Origin of the sequence: Thalassobaculum sp., from assembly GCF_040219615.1 — a bacterium.
Taxonomy (GTDB): Bacteria; Pseudomonadota; Alphaproteobacteria; order Thalassobaculales; family Thalassobaculaceae; genus Thalassobaculum_A.
The window spans coordinates 431,022-449,680 of sequence record NZ_JAVJSE010000013.1 but is presented as its reverse complement, the minus strand read 5'-3'; the positions used below and the strand labels follow the sequence as shown (position 1 = coordinate 449,680).

16 protein-coding genes are annotated in these 18,659 nt (G+C 73.4%); 5 read left to right on the top strand and 11 right to left on the bottom strand.

Features of this window, described 5'->3' with window-relative positions; all coding sequences use genetic code 11:
• A partial coding sequence (locus tag RIC31_RS09620) for a transposase (RefSeq protein WP_350105724.1) occupies positions 1 to 177 on the top strand: 177 nt, incomplete at its 5' end.
• Positions 178 to 198: 21 nt separating this feature from the next.
• Here RIC31_RS09620 and RIC31_RS09615 read toward each other — a convergent pair.
• From RIC31_RS09615 to RIC31_RS09595, 5 genes are all read right to left on the bottom strand, one after another.
• On the bottom strand, positions 199 to 1,311 hold the full coding sequence (locus RIC31_RS09615; RefSeq protein WP_350105692.1) for a site-specific DNA-methyltransferase: 1,113 nt from the start codon (positions 1,309 to 1,311) through the stop codon (positions 199 to 201).
• 145 nt (positions 1,312 to 1,456) lie between these two features.
• Positions 1,457 to 2,107: a ribonuclease HII gene (gene rnhB, locus RIC31_RS09610; protein WP_502990115.1), complete on the bottom strand. Its 651-nt coding sequence runs from the start codon at positions 2,105 to 2,107 to the stop codon at positions 1,457 to 1,459.
• Between the two features lie 151 nt (positions 2,108 to 2,258).
• Positions 2,259 to 3,536 (bottom strand): PA0069 family radical SAM protein, encoded by a 1,278-nt coding sequence (locus RIC31_RS09605; protein ID WP_350105685.1) that lies wholly within the window; start codon positions 3,534 to 3,536, stop codon positions 2,259 to 2,261.
• Between the two features lie 74 nt (positions 3,537 to 3,610).
• Complete coding sequence (locus tag RIC31_RS09600) at positions 3,611 to 3,814, bottom strand: DUF4169 family protein (RefSeq protein WP_350105682.1); 204 nt, start codon at positions 3,812 to 3,814, stop codon at positions 3,611 to 3,613.
• The gene (locus tag RIC31_RS09595; protein WP_350105679.1) at positions 3,811 to 4,842 is read right to left on the bottom strand and encodes a phosphotransferase; all 1,032 of its coding nucleotides are present in this window, start codon (positions 4,840 to 4,842) and stop codon (positions 3,811 to 3,813) included. Before RIC31_RS09595 ends, RIC31_RS09600 begins: the two co-directional genes overlap by 4 nt.
• 96 nt (positions 4,843 to 4,938) lie before the next feature.
• Between RIC31_RS09595 and RIC31_RS09590 the strand changes: the two genes are divergently transcribed.
• Positions 4,939 to 5,679: a glycosyltransferase family protein gene (locus RIC31_RS09590; RefSeq protein ID WP_350105676.1), complete on the top strand. Its 741-nt coding sequence runs from the start codon at positions 4,939 to 4,941 to the stop codon at positions 5,677 to 5,679.
• A 12-nt stretch (positions 5,680 to 5,691) separates the two neighbouring features.
• Here the strand turns inward: RIC31_RS09590 and moaB are convergent, their stop codons facing one another.
• The 3 genes from moaB to RIC31_RS09575 all read right to left on the bottom strand — a co-directional run bounded on the left by moaB (position 5,692) and on the right by RIC31_RS09575 (position 9,171).
• Entirely contained in the window at positions 5,692 to 6,243 is a 552-nt protein-coding gene (gene moaB / locus RIC31_RS09585) for a molybdenum cofactor biosynthesis protein B (RefSeq protein WP_350105673.1), read from the bottom strand.
• On the bottom strand, positions 6,230 to 8,062 hold the full coding sequence (locus RIC31_RS09580; RefSeq protein ID WP_350105670.1) for a lytic transglycosylase domain-containing protein: 1,833 nt from the start codon (positions 8,060 to 8,062) through the stop codon (positions 6,230 to 6,232). Before RIC31_RS09580 ends, moaB begins: the two co-directional genes overlap by 14 nt.
• Before the next feature lie 254 nt (positions 8,063 to 8,316).
• Positions 8,317 to 9,171: a uracil-DNA glycosylase gene (locus tag RIC31_RS09575; protein WP_350105665.1), complete on the bottom strand. Its 855-nt coding sequence runs from the start codon at positions 9,169 to 9,171 to the stop codon at positions 8,317 to 8,319.
• Between the two features lie 220 nt (positions 9,172 to 9,391).
• Here RIC31_RS09575 and RIC31_RS09570 point away from each other — a divergent pair, with 220 nt between their 5' ends.
• From RIC31_RS09570 to RIC31_RS09560, 3 genes are read left to right on the top strand one after another with little or no spacing between them, the layout of a single operon-like run.
• Entirely contained in the window at positions 9,392 to 11,032 is a 1,641-nt protein-coding gene (locus RIC31_RS09570; RefSeq protein ID WP_350105662.1) for an electron transfer flavoprotein-ubiquinone oxidoreductase, read from the top strand.
• 53 nt (positions 11,033 to 11,085) lie between these two features.
• The gene (locus RIC31_RS09565) at positions 11,086 to 12,813 is read left to right on the top strand and encodes a tetratricopeptide repeat protein (RefSeq protein WP_350105659.1); all 1,728 of its coding nucleotides are present in this window, start codon (positions 11,086 to 11,088) and stop codon (positions 12,811 to 12,813) included.
• A gap of 42 nt (positions 12,814 to 12,855) precedes the next feature.
• Positions 12,856 to 13,830 carry a 4-(cytidine 5'-diphospho)-2-C-methyl-D-erythritol kinase gene (locus RIC31_RS09560; protein ID WP_350105656.1) on the top strand — a complete coding sequence of 325 codons (975 nt, stop codon included), beginning with the start codon at positions 12,856 to 12,858 and terminating at the stop codon, positions 13,828 to 13,830.
• Between the two features lie 125 nt (positions 13,831 to 13,955).
• Here the strand turns inward: RIC31_RS09560 and RIC31_RS09555 are convergent, their stop codons facing one another.
• From RIC31_RS09555 to RIC31_RS09545, 3 genes are all read right to left on the bottom strand, one after another.
• Positions 13,956 to 16,970 (bottom strand): peptidoglycan-binding protein, encoded by a 3,015-nt coding sequence (locus tag RIC31_RS09555; protein WP_350105653.1) that lies wholly within the window; start codon positions 16,968 to 16,970, stop codon positions 13,956 to 13,958.
• 97 nt (positions 16,971 to 17,067) lie between these two features.
• Positions 17,068 to 17,802: a hypothetical protein gene (locus RIC31_RS09550; RefSeq protein WP_350105649.1), complete on the bottom strand. Its 735-nt coding sequence runs from the start codon at positions 17,800 to 17,802 to the stop codon at positions 17,068 to 17,070.
• A gap of 236 nt (positions 17,803 to 18,038) precedes the next feature.
• Positions 18,039 to 18,560, bottom strand: coding sequence for a hypothetical protein (locus RIC31_RS09545; protein WP_350105646.1), 522 nt, complete (start codon positions 18,558 to 18,560; stop codon positions 18,039 to 18,041).
• Positions 18,561 to 18,659 lie beyond the last annotated feature (99 nt).

Here is an 18,659-nt window from a genome sequence, read left to right as displayed (position 1 = left end):
CGATCCGTCGACCATCAGATCTACCGACAACGCAACCTCGTCGAACGCTTCTTCAACCGACTCAAACACTTCCGGGCCATCGCAACCCGATATCACAAGCTCGCCAGAAACTTCCTCGCCGCCATCGCACTCGCATCCGCCAGACTCTGGATCAGGCAATATGAGTCCACGACCTAAACGCCGGGGGCGACCGGACGGCTACGCCCCGACCCGGCTGGCCGGGGCCTCGCCGACCGCCCGCAGCTGCTGGCGGAACACGTCGATGGCGATCGGCATGCCCTTGCGCTCGGCGTGCCAGAACATCCAGCCGTTGCAGGCCGGCGCGCCCTGGACGGCGGCGCCGACGCTGTGGATCGAGCCCTTGTGGGCGTCGGTGATCAGGTGGCCGTCGGCCCGCACCTTGGCGAACCAGCGCCGGCGTGCGTCGAACAGCACCTCGCCGGGCCGGATCAGGCCTTCCTCGATCAGCCGGCCGAACGGCACCCGCGGCTGCTCGCGGCGGTTGGCCAGGGCCAGGGCCAGCGGGTCGTCGACCGCCTCGGTCTCGGCGATCCGCGCCTTGGCGACCGCGGCATAGCCGGGATCGCGCTCGATGCCGATCCAGCGCCGCCCCAGTCGCTTGGCGACCGCGCCGGTGGTGCCGGTGCCGAAGAACGGGTCGAGCACCACGTCGCCCGGCCGGCTGGCGGCCAGCAGAACGCGGGCCAGCAGGCTCTCCGGCTTCTGGGTCGGGTGCGCCTTGGAGCCGTCCTCGGCCTTCAGCCGCTCGGCGCCGGTACACAGCGGCAGGAACCAGTCCGAGCGCATCTGCTGGTCGTCGTTCAGCGCCTTCATGGCGTCGTAGTTGAAGGTGTAGCGCCGGCTGTCCTCGCTGCGCGCCGCCCAGATCAGTGTCTCGTGGGCATTGGTGAAGCGCTTGCCGCGGAAGTTCGGCATCGGGTTGGCCTTGCGCCAGACCACGTCGTTCAGGATCCAGTAGCCCAGGTCCTGGACGATGGCGCCGACCCGGAAGATGTTGTGGTAGCTGCCGATCACCCACAGCGTGCCGGTGTCCTTCAGCACCCGGCGGCACTCGGCCAGCCAGGCGCGGCAGAACTTGTCGTAGGCCTCGAAGCCGCCGAACCGGTCCCAGGCGTCGTCGACCCCGTCGACCCGGGTGTTGTTGGGCCGCAGCAGCTCGCCCCCGAGCTGCAGGTTGTAGGGTGGATCCGCGAACACCAGATCGACGCTCCGATCCGGAAGCGCGCGCAGTTCCTCGATACAGTCGCCGATCAGAATCCGTCCGACCGGAAGGCGTCCACCGTCCGTCATTGTCCCCCCGCCCGTGCCAAGCCGAGACCGGGAGAATCGCACGACCGCTGGAATCGGTCAACGGCATACCGACGAATCATCCAGCGGACTCAATGACTTGTTAGTATGACCCAAGATATTGCGGTAGGACTCTTCACCAACCCCCTCATCGGGCGTCCGAGTCGATCAGAGCGCGGATCGGCGCAAAGCTTCGGCGATGGTGCTCGGTCACGCCGAGGCGGCGCAATCCGTCCCGATGCGCCGGGGTTCCATAGCCGGCGTTGCTCTCCCAGCCATAGCCGGGATACCGGCGGGCCAGCTCGGCCATCTCGGCATCGCGGGCCAGCTTGGCGGCGATCGCCGCGGCCGCGATCGACAGGCAGCTGGCGTCGCCCCGGACCACCGCCCGGGCCGCATGGGGCCAGTCCGGCAGCCGGTTGCCGTCGACCAGGATCAGGTCGGGCGGGCGCGGCAGGGCCGGCAGCAGCGCCTCGACCGCGCGGCACATCGCCAGCATCGAGGCCTGCAGGATGTTCAGCCGGTCGATCTCGACGACCTCGGCCCGCCCGAGCGCCACCCGGGCGTGGCCGGCGAAGGCATCGCGGGCGGTCAGCCGGCGCGCCGCCGTCAGGGTCTTGGAATCGGCGATCAGAGCGGCCGCCCCGGGCGGCAGCGCGGCCAGGTCGAGGATTGCGGCGGCCGCCACCACCGGCCCGGCCCACGGCCCCCGGCCGACCTCGTCGACGCCGACCACCAGCGCGCCGTCGCCGGCGCCGGCGGCGCGCTCCAAGGCATCGGTCGGGTGGGTCGGGGGCAGCGCCAATGATGTCTCCGGCGGCGGAAGACAGCGGTTTTCAACTCAGAACGGAGTTTTTTCCGCCAGATCCGGTGCTACCAGGATATGCAGTCCATATCAATATGATATGCCCGGATCCTCATACAATGGGCGACCAGGAAAGCTACCGCCGTCAGTCGCCGAACAGGGACAGCTGGGCGCGCGGCGCCTGCGGTGCCCGGAACCGGGTGGTGTCCAGCCCGGCGGTGCGGCGCGCCAGCCCCAGCCGGCCGCAGGCGTTACGGAACCGCTGCCCGATCATCTGGGCATAGGGGCCTTCGCCGCTCATCCGCTTGCCCCACTCGGCCCGGTACAGCGCGCCGCCGCGGGTCTGGCGGACCAGCGATAGCACCCGGTCGGCCCGGTCCGGGAAATGCGTCCGCAGGAATTCCTCGACCAGCCCGGCGATCTCCAGCGGCAGCCGCAGCAGCACCCAGGTCGCGGATTGCGCGCCGGCGGCCGCGGCGGCCTCCAGGATCGGCTCGATCTCGTGGTCGTTGACCGCCGGGATGACCGGCGCGACCAGCACGCTGGTCGGGACCCCGGCGGCGGCGCAGGCCCGGATCGCCGCCAGCCGCTTGTCCGGCCGCGGCGCCCGCGGCTCGATCCGGCGGGCGAGGTCGCCGTCGAGGGAGGTGACCGAAAGCCCGACCTTGGCCAGGCCCCTGGCCGCCATCGGCGCCAGGATGTCGAGGTCGCGCACGATCAGGTCGGACTTGGTGACGATCATCACCGGGTGGTCGTGCTCGGCCAGCACCTCCAGGATGCCCCGGGTGATCTTCATCTCGCGCTCGAACGGCTGGTACGGGTCGGTGTTGGTGCCCATGGCGATGGTGTCGCACTCGTAGCCCCGGCGGGCGAGCTCCTTGCGCAGCAGCGCCGGCGCGTCCGGCTTGGCCAGCAGCCGGGTCTCGAAGTCGAGGCCCGGCGACAGCCCGAGGAAGGCGTGGGTCGGCCGCGCGAAGCAGTAGATGCAGCCGTGCTCGCAGCCGCGATACGGGTTGATCGAGCGATCGAACGGGACGTCCGGCGACTGGTTGCGGGCGATCACCGTCCGGCTGGCGTCGATCGCCACGGTGGTGCGCAGCTTCGGTTCGCCGGGATCGTCCGGCTCGGGCTCCCGGGGATTCTGAGCCGGACCGTCCGGCCCGGCACCGGCCGGCACCTGCGGCTTGCTCCAGCCGTCGTCGACCCGCTCGCGGGCATAGGGCTCGAACCGCCCGCTGCGGTTCGACACCGCGCCCCGGCCCTTGCGGGCGAGCGGCGGGATCACCTCGCTCGGATGACCGGCGGCGGGCGACAGGTCGTCGTCCATGGCGCGGTCGCCGAACTCGTCCGCCGGCAGGTCCTGGGCGAACTCGCCGGCGAACACCTCGAGCGGATCGACGGTTCTGGAACGGCTGCGGGACATGGTCCAAGGCTACGCCTCGGACGCGAACAAATCAAGAACAAGCGGATCGGCCCGACGGCCGGCAGCCGCGCCCGTCAGGCCGGCGTCGGTCCGTCGTCCTCGGTCTCGATCAGCCGGCCGTCGTGCTGGCGGTCGGCGACCTCCCGCCGGGCGTCCTCGAACCGCCGCTCGACCTTGCTGCGGCCATGGCGCGTCCGGTTCTCGGCGGCCTCGGCCTCGCGGTCGGCGCGCTCCTTGCGCTTCCGCCAGGTTCTCAGGTTGACGATGTTGCCGCTCACGGGATCAGCTCCTCCACGTTGAACGCCCCCGCCCCGGCCCATTGCTCGCGGGCCGACTCCATCATCGCCGGATCGACGAATCGCGCAAGTCGCCGTGCCAGGCCGGCGGTCGCCGGCTCGGCGGACTCCAGCGCGGCGGTCAGGTCGTTGCGGGCCGCCCAGGCACAGGCCCAGCTGGTGGTGCGCAGCCACACCAGCCGGCGATACGGCAGCACCCAGGCCCGCACCGCGGCGGCGACCGCCGCCGGCACCGCCGCCGCCCAGGCGTTGTGGAAGGCGACGACGTCGGCCCGACCCGCCGAGCCGGTCACCGCCGGGTCCCAGCCCAGCGAGGTCGGCAGGCTGGCATGGGCCAGGTCGACCGCCGGGCTGTCGTATACCGGCCGCTCGACGTCGACCATCACCGCGGTGCCGTCGCAGCGCACCAGAAAGTTGCCGGGATGGGTGTCGGCCAGCACCAGGGCCGGCGCCGGCCGCACCGTGGCCGCGGCGGCCGCAGCCGCGGCCAGCTCGGTCGCCAGCAGCCGCGCGACCGGCGCGGCCAGCCGGTCGCGCACCGGCGCCAGCTGGTCGCGCGCCACCCCGATCAGGTAGCCGACCGGGTCGGCCGGGTCGAGCAGCGGCCGGCGGCGCGCCGGCGACGGCACCGGCAGGCCGTGGACCGCGGCCAGCGCCCGTCCCAGCGCCGGCAGGTCTTCCGGCAGGCGCGGCGGGCGGCCATCGACGGCGTCGACCACCAGCGCGCCCCAGGGCAGCGCCGGGGTGACCCGCAGGATCCCGTGCAGCCGCGGCGTGCTGCCGCCCCGGGCCGCCCGCCGGAACGCCTGCGCCTCGTAGGCCAGGGCGGCGCGCGGGGTAAGGCCGAGATGGCTGAGCTTGGGAACCCGGACCAGCCGGGCCCCGGCCGTACTCTCGACCCGCCAGTGGTCGTGCACCCGGCCCGGTACCGGGGCCGCGGTCACCCGGTCGACCGGCAGGCCGAGGGCAGCCGCGACAGTGGCGCGTGACGGGGAAGGATCGTCTACCATCGGCATCCCGTAGCACAGCGCCCGGCCGCATGCATGCATCCGCCCCGAGCACCCACGGCAACGCGCCCCGGCCCCGCCCTACCGCGTCCGCGGGCCATGCGCACGGACGCGGCGGCCGGCGTCGGCCCGCCCGGCTCGCGCCGGCTGACGCTGGCGGTGGTCGTCGCGCTCGGCCACGACCCCGGGGGCCCGGCGGAGAGGGCCGAGCGGCTGGCCGCCTGCCTCGCCGCCCTGCAGAGCGCGCCGCGCCGCGGCATCGACCTGGAGTTGCTGGTGGTCGACGCCGGCGACCCGGACCCGGCGATCCGGCGGGCCGTAGAGGCGGCCGGCGGCCGCCTGCTCGCGGTCGACGGTTCGCGCGGCGCCCGGTTCGCCGCGGGCGCCAGGGCGGCGACCGCCGAATGGCTGCTGCTGCTGCGCGCCGGGACCGTGCTGGAGACCGGCTGGGACGCCACCCTGATGGTGTTCGCGCACGAGGAGCGCAACCGCGAGCGTGGCGCCGTCTACACCTACCGGGCCGACGGGTCGGGGCCGGCGATGCGTCGGGCCGAGCGCGCCCTGCGGTTCCGCAACCGCTGGCTGGGCCTGCCCTCGGGCGACCAGGGGATGCTGATCCGGCGGCGCTTCCTGGTGCATCTAGGCGGCGTTCCCGACCTGGAGCGCGGCGAGGACCTGGTGCTGGCGCGCCGGCTCGGGACCGGCCGGCTGGCGCTGTTCGACGTGGCCGCCCGGGTCCGGCCCGCGACCGGGGCAGGCGCCTGGATCGGCGGCGCGGTGCGGCTGCTGGGATTCGTGCTGCGGCTGCCGCCGCGCTGGCTGCAGCGGCTCGGCGACTGACGCCGCCCCGGCTCAGACCTTGCCGCGCGACCCCTCGTGCTCGCGCAGCCGCGGCAGGATCTCGACGAAGTTGCAGGGCCGGTACCGGAAGTCGAGCTGGTGCACCAGGATATCGTCCCAGGCATCCTTGCAGGCCCCGGTCGAGCCCGGCAGCGCGAACAGATAGGTGCCGCGCGCCACCCCGGCGGTCGCCCGCGACTGGATGGTCGAGGTGCCGATCTTCTGGAAGCTGAGCCAGCGGAACATCTCGCCGAAGCCCTCGATGCGCTTCTCGTAGACCTGCTCGAAGGCTTCCGGGGTGACGTCGCGGCCGGTCACGCCGGTACCGCCGGTGGCGATGACCACCTCGATGCCGTCGTCGGCGATCCAGGCCCGCAGCTGCGCGGTGATCGCCGCGACCTCGTCCTTGACGATCGCCCGCGCCGCCAGCAGGTGGCCGGCACCGGTAAGGCGCTGCACGAGGGTGTCGCCCGATCGGTCGGTCTCCGGCGTGCGGGTGTCGGAGACCGTCAGGACGGCGATGTGAACGGGAACGAAGGGTCGGGTCTCGTCAATACCTGGCATCACGCACCACGGGGCCGGGGGACTGGTCGGCCGATTCGTAGCGCGGCCACCCCCCGGCCGCCACCCGGTCGAGCGACGGCAGCGGCTGGCCCAGGCGATAGCGGTACACCCAGACGTTGGCGAGCACCTTCTCGATGTATTCGCGGGTCTCGCGGGACGGAATCGACTCGATGAACAGCAGCGGATCGTCACGGTAGTCGACGCGCCGGGACCACTTTCCCAGATTGCCGGGCCCGGCGTTGTAGGCCGCCAGCAGCCGGAACATGTCGCCCTCGACCCGGTCCAGGTCCAGCAGGTGGGTCAGGTAGCGCTGGCCGAGCGCGATGTTCAGCTCCGGGATGTAAAGCTCGTGGCGGTGGTCGAGCTCGTCGTCCTCGTCGACATAGCTGGCGGTCCGCGGCATCAGCTGCATCAGGCCGCGGGCGCCGCGGGCCGAGCGGGCACGCGGGTCGAACCCGGATTCCTGGCGGATGATGCCGTAGATCAGCGCCCGGTCGACCGCGAAGCCGTCCTGCGGCATCCAGCTCGGAAGCGGGAACAGGGCGGCGTGGTAGGTCCGGCCGGTCGACACCCGGATGATCCCGGCGAGCCGGATCGCCAACCCCGGCATGTCGTTGCGCGCGGCGATCGTCATCAGCGGTTCGCGCAGTGATTCGCCCAGGCGCGGGAACAGCTTGCGCCATTCCTTCTCGGCCCGCTCCGCCTGCCCGACCTGCAGCAGGGCGAAGCCGCGGCGGCCGCCGTCATGGGCGGCGAGCGCGGTCAGCTTGGCCACGGTCAGCCGCGGCAGCGACCAGTCGAACGGCACCTCGACGCCGAGCGCCCGGCGCCCGAGCAGTCCGTAGAAGGTCAGCGGGAACTGCGCGGCCCGCGCCAGCCAGCGGGTCGCATCGGCCGGGCGCTGCTGCTGCAGATGTCCGCGCGACGCCCAGTAGGCGCCGGCTGCCCGCAGCATTCGCGAGGCCCGGTCGGACATCGCCAGCGCCTGGAAATGTTCGGTCGCGGCCTCGACCCGGCCGAGGCGCCAGGCCGCCAGGCCGGCCGTCCAGTGCACCCACGGCACGGTGCCGCCCGCTTCCTCGGCGCTGACCTCGGCGAGCCGCAGGGCCTCCGCGTCGTCGCCTTGCATGAAGTAGCCATTGGCGATCTTGCCGCGCTGGTCGGCGAACTCGACCTTGTCGAACAGGTCGCGCGCGTCCTTGCGCGACAGCCGCGACAGCGCCGCGCCCGGCCTGCCGCGCTGCACCAGACGCCGGAGTTCGCGCTTGAGCTGGCGCAGGGCGTCCTTCTCGGCGGCGCTGCGTTCGCGCGGCGAGACGTACAGGATGACGTCGACCACATGGTCGGCGCCGTTGCCGCCGAGATAGCCCGATGTCGGCGAGGTCGGGGCACCGGCCCCGGCCGGCTTGCGCTTCATCGCCAGGCGATAGATGCGGTCGGCGTCGGGATGGTCCGCGTAGAGCGCCAGCCAGCCGCGCAGGTCGCGCCAACTCGACCGGTAGGCAGTCGGGTGCAGGTAGCGCTGGGCCAGCACATGGCCCATCAGCATGCGGTCCTCGAGACTGCGCATCAGCCGGTCGGCGGCGCGCAGCTTGCCCTGGTCCTGGAGCCGGAAGATCTCCCGGTACCGGCGCGCGTCGGCATCGGACAGGATACGCGGCAGCGGCTCGGAGCGCGGGCGCTGGTCGAGCCCGCTCAGGCCGGGGGCCAGGAACGCCGTCTCGCCGCCGGACGTCATCGCCGGGTCGTTGGCCGCCAGCATCTCGCCGACGTCCTGCGCGCGCGCCGTGCCGGCGGATCCCGCCATCAGCGCCGTCATCAGCAGGGTTCCGAGGACCGCTCCCCGAAAGACCCTGCCGGGCAATCGCCGAATATGTCTAAAATGTGGCGGGAGCATGCATCCACAACTAGGATAATTCCTCGCCGGAGACAAGCCGCCGGGGCGTCACGAAAAGCCTAAAGATGTGGATAAGTGATGCGTGCTGCGCGTTGATCGGGCGAAACGACCGATTCGATCTTCAGTCGTTCGCGAAATGATCGATTCTGACTGCGCCCGAAGCTCTTCTGTCGCGATCATTCGGCGCTTCGATCGAGTTCGATTCCGGCCTCTGCGAGCCAGCGCCGGAGGGCCAGCAGATCCTTCCACGCACTGGCCTTCTGGCCGGGCGAGCGCAGCAGATAGGCTGGGTGATAGGTCGCCAGCGCCGGGATCGCCGGCCCGCCCGCCGGGCCTTGCCAGTCGAACCAGCGGCCGCGCAGCCGGGTGATGCCCTCGCTGCGGTCCAGCAGGGTCTTCGCGGAGGTGCCGCCGACCAGCACCAGCACCCTCGGCGCCGCCAGCTCGATGTGCCGGCGGATGAACGGCAGGCAGGCCGCCATCTCGCCCTCGGTCGGGTTGCGGTTGCCCGGCGGCCGCCAGGGCAGCACGTTGCTGATGTAGACGTTGTGCTCGCGCGAGAGCCCGATGCTCGCCAGCATCCGGTCGAGCAGCTGGCCGCTCACCCCCACGAACGGCTTGCCGGCGCGGTCCTCGTCGGCGCCCGGCGCCTCGCCGACGATCATCACCGGCGCCCCGGGGATCCCGTCCGAGAACACGGTGTTGGTGGCGGTGACCTTCAGGCCGCAGCCGTCGAAGCCGCGCAGCGCCTCGCGCAGGGCCTCCAGGCTGGCGGCGGCGCCGGCTGCCGAGCGGGCAGCGCCGGCCGGGCCGTCCGGTGCATCGGCCGGTCCCGCCGGATGCCGGACCGGCACCGGTCGCGGCGACGGGGCGGCAACGCGACTCGGGGCAGCGGTCGGCGCGACCGGAACCGTCGCCGGCCGCCGGGCGTTGGCGAACCGGTCGACCGGTCCGGCGCCGATCGCCTCGTCGACGCCGGCATCCAGGTACCAGCCGAGCAGGGCACGGGCGGCGGCGCGCGGATCGGTCACGGCCGTGTCCTCACGACCAAGTCCCCGCGGCGCCGGTGCCGCCCGGCCGCGGTCGAGATCCGGCCCGGCGGCCGGGTGCTGCCCCTGGATCATGGCACATGCGTGATATATGACAGGTCATGGCGCGTCGGACCATGGCGATCGCCACGATCTGGAACGAGTGACCCGGACCGGCGCCAGGCGGCGCTGCCGGGACAGCCGACGAGGAGGAGCGAGGGGGATGGAGCGCGAATCCATGGAGTGCGACGTCGTGATCGTCGGCGCCGGGCCGGCCGGCCTGGCGGCAGCGATCCGGCTGAAGCAACTCTGCGCCGAGGCCGGGACCGACCTGTCGGTGGTGGTCCTGGAGAAGGGCGCCGAGGTCGGCGCGCACATCCTGTCGGGCGCGGTGATCGAGCCGCGCGCGTTGAACGAGCTGATCCCGGACTGGCAGGAACGCGGCGCGCCGCTGAACACCCCGGCCGCCGACGACCGCTTCGTCTACCTGACCCGCAACGGCGCCTGGCGGCTGCCGACGCCGCCGCAGATGAACAACCACGGCAACTACATCGTCAGCCTGGGCAATGTCTGCCGCTGGCTGGGCGAGCAGGCCGGCGAGCTCGGCGTCGAGATCTACCCCGGCTTCGCCGCCGCCGAGGTGCTGTACCACGAGGACGGCAGCGTCCGCGGCGTGGCGACCGGCGACATGGGCATCGGCAAGGACGGCGAGAAGACCGCCAACTACCAGCCCGGCATGGAGCTGCACGCCAAGGTGACGCTGTTCGCCGAGGGGGTGCGCGGCTCGCTCGCCAAGGGCCTGTTCGAGCGTTTCGACCTGCGCAGGGACTGCGACCCGCAGACCTTCGGCATCGGCCTGAAGGAGCTGTGGGAGGTCGAGCCGGCGAAGCACAAGCCCGGCACCATCGTCCACACCGTCGGCTGGCCGCTGGACGGCGAGACCTACGGCGGCTCGTTCCTGTACCACCTGGAGAACAACCAGGTCGCCATCGGCTTCGTGGTCGGCCTGGACTACAAGAACCCGTTCCTGTCGCCGTTCGAGGAGTTCCAGCGCTTCAAGCAGCACCCGTCGGTGCGGCCGCTGCTGGAGGGCGGGCGGCGGATCTCCTACGGCGCGCGCGCCCTGAACGAGGGCGGCTTCCAGTCGATCCCCGAGCTGGTGTTCCCCGGCGGCGCGATCATCGGCTGCTCGGCCGGTTTCCTGAACGTGCCGAAGATCAAGGGCAGCCACACCGCCATGAAGTCCGGCATGCTAGCGGCGGAATCGGCGTTCGAGGCGCTGAAGGGCGGCGACGCCGCCGGCGGCATCCGCCTCGACTCCTACCCGGACCGGCTGAAGCGCTCCTGGGTATGGGACGAGCTCTACCGGGCCCGCAACATCCGCCCGGCCTTCCACCTCGGGCTGTTCGCCGGCATCGCCTACTCGGCGGTCGACACCTTCCTGCTCCGCGGCCGGGCGCCGTGGACCCTGCACCACCACCGGGACCACGAGAGCCTGCGGCCGGCGGCACAGTGCCCGCGGATCGACTACCCGAAGCCCGATGGCGAGGTGAGCTTCGACCGGCTGTCCTCGGTGTTCCTGTCGAACACCAACCACGAGGAGAACCAGCCGTCGCATCTGACGCTCCGGGACAAGTCGATCCCGGTCGAGCACAATCTCGCGATCTACGACGCGCCGGAGCAGCGCTACTGCCCGGCCGGGGTGTACGAGATCGTGCGCGACGACGACGGCGGCAATCCGCGGCTGCAGATCAACGCCCAGAACTGCGTGCACTGCAAAACCTGCGACATCAAGGATCCGTCGCAGAACATCAATTGGGTGGTTCCGGAAGGTGGGGGTGGTCCGGTCTACCCCAACATGTGAGGTCCAGCTTGCGTCACTTCAGGCCGCGTAGCCGGCGACTCGACCTGCGGGCGATGGCGATGCTCCTGGCCGCGACCCTCGGCGCCTGCGCCGCGGGACCCGCAGCCGACGGCACCGGGTCCGCCGGGGCGCAGCCGCCGATGCCGGATTCCACCGTCGGCGCCTATCTCGCGGGCCAGCACGCGATCCGTGTCGAGGACGTCAGCGCCGCCAGCCGGTTCTTCGACCGCGTGCTGCTGAGCGACCCGGCGAACCCGGCGCTGCGACGCCGCGCATTCCTGCTGCGGCTGGAGTCCGGCCGGCTCGACGACGCCGCTGCCCTGGCCGACGAACTGGCCGGCGGCGCCGGCGAGAGCGCCTCGGTGGCCCGGCTCTTCCTGGCGATCGAGGCCGCGCGCCGTGGCGACTTCGCCCGTACCATCGCCGAGGTCGGACGGTTCGAGGACACCCGCCTGAACCAGGCGCTGGGGCCGATCGTGGCGGCCTGGGCCGAGCTCGGGCGCGGCGATGCGGCCGCCGCCGAGCAGCGGCTGGCCAGGCTGGCCGGCGACGACGGCTTCGGCGGGCTGTACCGGCTGCACGCGGCGATGCTGGCCGAGGCCGCCGGCCAGATCGACCTGGCGGCCGAGCGCTACGCCACGGCGCTGGCCCGCAGCGACGCGCCGCCGCTGCGGCTGCGGCTGGCGGCCGCCCGCTTCGAGGCCCGCAACGGCCGGCTGGAGCAGGCCCTGCGCCGGGTCGACGAGAGCGACGGCGGGATCAGCGATCCGGTCGGGCTGAAGGCGACGTTGCGGCGACTGGCCGAGGACGGCGGCAGCGACGCACCGACCGCGGCGAACGGCATCGCCGAGGCGCTGTTCGACCTGGCGAGCGCCCTGCAGCGGGACCGCGGCTCGAACTCCGCCATGGTGTTCGCGCGTCTGGCGCTGCGGGTGCGGCCCGACTTCGACCTCGCGGCACTGCTGATCGCCGAGATCCTGGACGATCGCAAGCGCTTCGAGGAGGCGTTGGCGATGTACGACGAGGTGCCGGCCGATTCGCCCTACCGCCTGCTGTCCCAGCTGCGGGCCGCCAGCAGCCTCGAGGGCCTGGGGCGCGACGACGACGCCGCGAGCCGGCTGCAGGCGCTCGCCGAAAGCCGTCCCGACCTGGCCGACCCGCTGGTCCGCCTCGGCGATCTCGAGCGCGGCCGCGAGAACTGGCAGGCCGCGATCGCGGCTTACGACGGGGCGCTCGCCCGCATGGGACCGCTGGAAGGCCGCAACTGGTCGGTGCTGTACACCCGCGGGATCGCGCTCGAGCGCTCGAAGCGCTGGAGCGAGGCCGAGTCGGACTTCCTGCGCGCGCTCGAGCTGCGCCCGGACCAGCCTTACGTCCTGAACTATCTCGGCTATTCCTGGGTCGATCGGGGCCAGCATCTGGACCGCGCCAAGGCGATGATCGAGAAGGCGGTCGAGCTGCGGCCGAAGGACGGCTACATCGTCGACAGCCTGGGCTGGGCGCTGTATCGGCTAGGCGACCACGCTGGCGCGGTCACCCATCTGGAGCGCGCGGTCGCCCTGCGGCCGACCGACCCGACCATCAACGACCATCTGGGCGACGCCTACTGGCGGGTCGGACGGCAGGCCGAGGCCCGGTTCCAGTGGCAGCGGGCCCTGACCTTCGACCCGGCGCCCGAGCTGGCGGCCGACATCGAGCGCAAGCTGCGCGAGGGCCTGTCGGGACCGCCCGACCGGTCCGGGATCGGGACCGCCGACGGCAGCGCCCGCCGTCCCGGCTGACCGGTGCGCAGGCGGCCGGGCGGGACGACGAGGCCGGACGGAGTGCTGGGGCCGGTCGTCGAACTGGCACCCGCGAAGATCAACCTCTGCCTCCACGTCACCAGGCGGCGGGCCGACGGCTATCACGAGCTGGACAGCCTGGTGGCGTTCGCCGCGGTCGGCGACAGCATCCGGCTCGAGCCGTTCCCGGACCGGGTCTTTCTGCGGGTGATCGACGGATTTCAACAGGATTCAGGCGGTATTACCCAGGCGGTAGTGCCCGCCGGCACCGACAATCTCGCGTGGCGGGCGCTGGCTCTCGGTGCCCGGTCGGCCGGCGGCCTGGCCGGTGGGCTGGGCCTGTCCCTGACCAAGCGGCTGCCGGCCGGCGCCGGGCTCGGCGGCGGTTCGAGCGACGCCGCCGCGGTGCTGCGCGCGCTCGCCCGGCTGAGCGGCGGGCGGCCCGGCGGCGGCCTCGCGGCCGGGGCCGTGTCGCTCGGGGCCGTGTCGCTCGGGGCCGTGGCGCTCGGCGCCGACGTGCCGATGTGCCTGGCGCCGCGCCCGTACCGGGCCCGCGGGATCGGTGAGCGGCTGCAGCCCGTGGCGCTCGGCCGCGACCTGCCGGCGGTACTGGCTTGGCCCGGCCGGGCGGTCGCCACCCCGGCGGTGTTCGCGGCCCGGCGCGGCGCCTTCGGGACCCCGGTGCCGGACGCCGTGCTGGCCGGGCTGGCGGGCGACGACCCGGCCGCCGCCCTGGCCGAGCTTCGCAACGACCTGACGAAGGCAGCCTGCGCGGTCGAGCCGGCGATCGGCGACGCCCTGGCCGCGGTCGGCGCGCTGCCGGGTTGCCGGCTTGCCCGGATGTCGGGCAGCGGGTCGGCGGTGTTCGGGCTGTTCGACGCCCCGGCCGAAGCGGCCGCGGCGGCAGCGGCCCTGCAGCGGACGCGTCCCGGGTGGTGGGTGCGGGCGACGGTGCTGCGGGCCGGCCCGGTCGAGACCGCCGGCGATCCGGGCGGCGATCCGGACGGCCCCGGATAGCGTCCGCCGGATCTAGAGCCTGATCCGATCGCATCGAATCGATTCGATCGGTGAATCAGTCTCTAATCATTTGTATCTAGAGCAGATTCACGCGACCGGATGATCCCATCCGATCGCGATCTGCTCTAGCCGGACGACTCCCGCGGGGCCAGCCGGACTCTCAGGCTGTTCGACGGCATGCCGGTGATCGGCAGCCCCTCCTGGCGCTGATAGCGTCCGATCGCCTCGCGGGTCCGCGGGCCGGCGATCCCGTCCACCGGGCCGTCATACAGGCCGAGGCGGCTCAGGCCACGCTGGATCGCCACCACGTCCTCAGTGACGACGCCGTCGGCCACGGTGTCGGCGGTGTCGTCCAGGGTGCCGGTATCGGCCGAGGTGCCGCCGGCCTTGAGCCGTGCCCGCGCACCCGAATGGCCGAGTTCGGCGGCCCGGCGCAACAGCTTCTCGGCGGTGGCCGGGTCGCGCTGCACGCCCAGGCCGCCCTCGGTCAGGATCGACAGGTTGTAGAGGGCGGCCGGGACGTCGCGATCGGCGGCGCGGCGGAACCAGCGCGCGGCCTCTGCATAGGACAGCGGGATGCCGCGGCCGGCGGAGTACAGGACCCCGAGATTGTACTGGGCGAGCGGGTGACCCTGCTCGGCGGCGCTGTGATACCAGAGCAGGGCGCGGGTGTCGTCCTGCGGGACCCCGAGACCGCGCTCGTACAGCACCCCGAGATTGTACTGCGCGTTCGGCACCCCCTGGATCGCCGATTCCCGGAACCAGTTGGCGGCCTTGGGATAGTCGGGCTCGGCCGCAGCCGCGAGCCGGGTCGCCAGCACATACTGGGCCCGCGGGTCGCCGCCCCGCGCCTCGTTCAGCAGGGTGGCGTCGTCGACCTCGCCGGCGGGACCGTCGGCCGGTGCGCCCGATGCCGGGGCCATCGCCGCCTGCGTCCCGGCCTCCTGACTCGCAGCCTCCTGCGTCCCGGCCGCCTGCGTCTCGACTGCCGGCCGCGCCGGTTCGACGGCCTGCGGCAGCGGTGGCGCCGGCGGCGGTCCGGCCGGCGACGCGGACGGGGCCACGGCGGAAGGAGCCGGGACGGACGGGGCCGCTTCGGGTACCGGGGCGGCTGCGGCGGCAGGGACTTCGGCGCGTGGACGGCGGGGCGCGCTCGCGGCAGACGGAGCGGGTTCGGTGGCCGGTAGCGCCGCAACGGGCGGTTCCGGCTCCCGGACCGGGACCGGCGCAGGGGCCGCGGGCGCGTCGGCGACCGGTGCCGGTGCCGGGGACGGTGCCGGGGACGGTGCCAAGGGTTCGGGAGCCTGGGCCGGTTGGGTCGGGACGGCTTCGGCCGGGACGGCTTCGGCAGGGTTCGCCGCAACCTGCGGCGGGGCTTCCGGCTCAGTCTCCGCGACCTCCGACGACAACAGGCGCTCCAGCATCCGCTCGATCTCGGCGCTGGCGCTCCGGTAGCCGGACTCGGCCCCGGACCGCAGACTGTCGGCGGTCCGGACCAGGCGTTCGCGCACCCCGTCGACGCTCGGCATGCCGCCGCCGGTGGCAAACCACCAGGCGACCGGAGACCCCAGGAGAACGAACGCCGCCGCCGCCAGCGCCCCGCGCCGGGTGCGACGTGGCGCCGCCGCACGGAACCGGGTCAGCGGGTCGGCGACCGGGGACCTCGCTTCCGTCCGGCTCCACGGCTCCGGGGCCGGCATCGGCTCCATGGGCGGCAGCGGGTCCGCCGCCCGCGGCGCCCCGCGGGCGTCGGGCGCGGCAGCGTCAAGTTCGGCGGTATCGGGTTCGGCGGTATCGGGCTCGGCGGTCTCCGACGCCGTCGCGCCTTCCGGCGGCCCGGGCTGCGGTCCCGGCGCCGGTTCGGCCTGGCGGCGGGTCAGCCAATCCGGCACGGCCCCCTGGAACGGTGCGTCGGCCAGCAGGTCGCCGGTCGGCGGCACCGGTAGCGGCCGGGCCGCCGGCGGCGCGGCCGCGCGGTCCTGTTCCGGACCCTCGGACGGCGCCGCTTCGGGTTCCGCCACCTCAGTGTGCGCGACGGCGGGTGGTTCGTCGGAGCCCGGGAACCGGATCGAGTCGTCCTGGTCATCGAGCGACGCGACGGCGGCAGGGTCCGACTCCACAGGATCCAGCTCTGCCCGGTCCAGCTCTGCCCGGCCCAGATCTGCCCGGCCCAGATCTGCCCGGCCCGGCTCTGACTGGGCCGGTCCCGACCGCATCGTCTCGGCATCGCGCACCAGTTCGTCCCGCCGCAGCCGGACGACCGGCTCCCAACCGGCCGGCGGGGCTTCCGGCAGCGGCCGGTCGGCCGCCGGCGGCTCGGCGCGGGGTGCCGGGGTTTCCAGCGAAGCCGGCGCGTCCCATTCCATGTCGTCCGGGCCGGGCACCGGCTGCGCTTCCCTGCGGGAAACCGCCGGTTCGGGCAGGGTGGGTTCGGGCAGGGCGGGCTCGGGCAGCGCCGGCTCGGGCAGCGCCGGCTCGGGCAGGGTCGGTTCCGGAAAAGCCGGCTCGGGAACGGCCGATTCCGCCACCTCCGGCTCCGGTTTCGCCGGAAGCGGCCGGTCGACCGGAAGCCCGTCGATCGGGAAGTCGCCGGTGGGCGGCTGCGGTTCCGGGAGTTCGCGACGCTGCGTCCCGTCGGCCGGCAGCCCGAAGACCGGAGACCCGGCCACGGCCGGCCTGTCGACGCCGGCCCTGCGGAGCGCCGCGCCGGGTTCGGCCGCACGCTCCTCGAGCGCCACCAGCCGGGCCGCGATGTCCTGGAGCGCAAAGCCGATCGGCCGCATCGCGGCGTCCAGGCGGGCGTCGGCGGCGTCGAGCCGCTCGGCCAGGGCATCGACCGTGCTCAGCGAGACCCGCCCCGCGACCGCGGTCCCCGGACCGCCAACCCCCGGAACGCCACGCCCCGGAACGCCGCGTTCCGACGGGCCGGTCGCCGCCAGGCCGGTGCCCGGACGCGGGTCCGACGCCATCTGTCCCGACGGCCCGTCCGGCGACTGGCCGCGGGACTCGGCGTCGGCGCGGATCGCCTGATCGATCCACTCCCCGATGGTCAGCCCGGCCGCCTGCGATGCCCGCCGCGCGATGTCGCGGGTCGCCTGGTCGATGCCCTTGACGCTCCACGCCGTTCCCTGCCGAGACACGCCGGCTCCTCGATCACTGGGTAGCGCCGATACTATAGGACGGTAGCGCCAAATTTGGAAGCTTGGGAGCGCTGTAGTGCCGGGTCCCGGTCGCGGCTCAGCGCCGGAACAGGCGGGACAGCAGACCGCGGCCGGGACGCTCCTCCGGCAGGGTCAGCTCCTCGACCCGCTGCAGGCGCTCGGCCAGCCGCATGACCGCGCGCTCGATCGGCGCCGTGCTGGCCGCGATCGACCCGGCCGCCTCGCCGGGTCCGGCCGCCGGCCGCGACCGCAGTTCGTCGACTTGCGCGTCGAGCGCCCGGACCTCGCGGGTCAGCGCCGCCGAGCGCGCCTCGGCACGACTCTCCGCCTCTTCCAGGCGGGACCCGAGGGTGGCGAGCTCGGCCGCCACCGCGCCGACCCGGCGCTCGAGCTTCTCCAGTGCCGCCAGCCTGGCCTCCAGGTCGCGCAGATCCTGGACCCGGCGCTCCAGCTCGCGGATCCGCGCCGGGTCGACCGCCGGCGGCTGCGGCCGCGTCACCGCCGGCGGCGCGTGCTGCTGCGGCATCGGCTGCGGCGGGGCGTATTGCGGTGCGGCGTACTGGGCGGGCGGGGGATGCGGCAGCTCCGGCGCGACCAACGCGCTGCGCCATGCGGCGGCGGTCGGGCTCGCGGCGGCCGGACCCGGGGCGGCCGACATGGCGGCGTGGCCCTCCGGGGAGTCCGGGCCGGCGCCCCGCCAGGCGCCCGGCGGATGGCCAAAGCGGCCGTCGCCCGGTGCCGGCGAGCGGCCGGACCGCTCGGACTCGGCGGCTTCGCGGATCTGCCGGGACAGCCATTGACCGATAGGCACGCCGGCGCGCCTCGCCGCCTGTTTGGCAAGGTCGCGTTCTTCGGCGGATATGCCCTTAACGCTCCACGGCGAAGCGCCGGTCATGAAATCTCCCTCAGGCATTCAGACCGCTCGTCACCCCGCATGGACAACCCCGGTCGAACCGACAGTATGACTGGGTCAGTTCGCAGAACTATATTGCATTTTGTGGAATTGTCCACAAGCGCAGGAGTGCGTGGAGACTCGGCCCTACCCGGTCACGATCGCGGTAGAGAACGCCGGTCGTCCTGGTTGCCGCCGATCGCGTCGCCGCCGGTCCCGTCGCCGTCGTCCAGGGACTGCTCGAGTCGCTCGAGGCGGTCGGCCAGCCGGACCACGATATCCTCCAGCGACTGCATCAGCCCGACCAGCCGGGCCTCGCTGCGTTCGACGCGCTCGGCGACCAGCGTGGCGAGGGCCGCCTCGTCGACGGTTTCGGCCGGCGGCGCGGCGGGCGGTTCCGGAAGCGGGGCGACCGTCGGATAGCCGGGCCGGGCGACCCGTGGCTCGACCGCGACCAGGCGGCGACCCGTCAGCACCGGCAGGCTGCGCCGGTTGCCGGCGGCGCTGACCGGCCGACCGGCGGCCTGGGCGGCGCCGACCCGCCGGATCACGTCGCTCAGCCACTCGCCCATGGTGTCGCCCTCGCGCGCGGTCGCCGACTTGGCGAGATCGCGCGCCTCCGGGCTGACGCCTTTGACGCTCCAGGGCATGCGGGCCTTGCCGTCGCGCCGGGACACGGCAGCTTCCTTTCTTGGTCGCGAATCGGCGCATTGTAACGGTTTGCGGCCGGCCGTGCATCCGGCGATCCGGTGCTTGCCGCACACCGGCGTCATGCG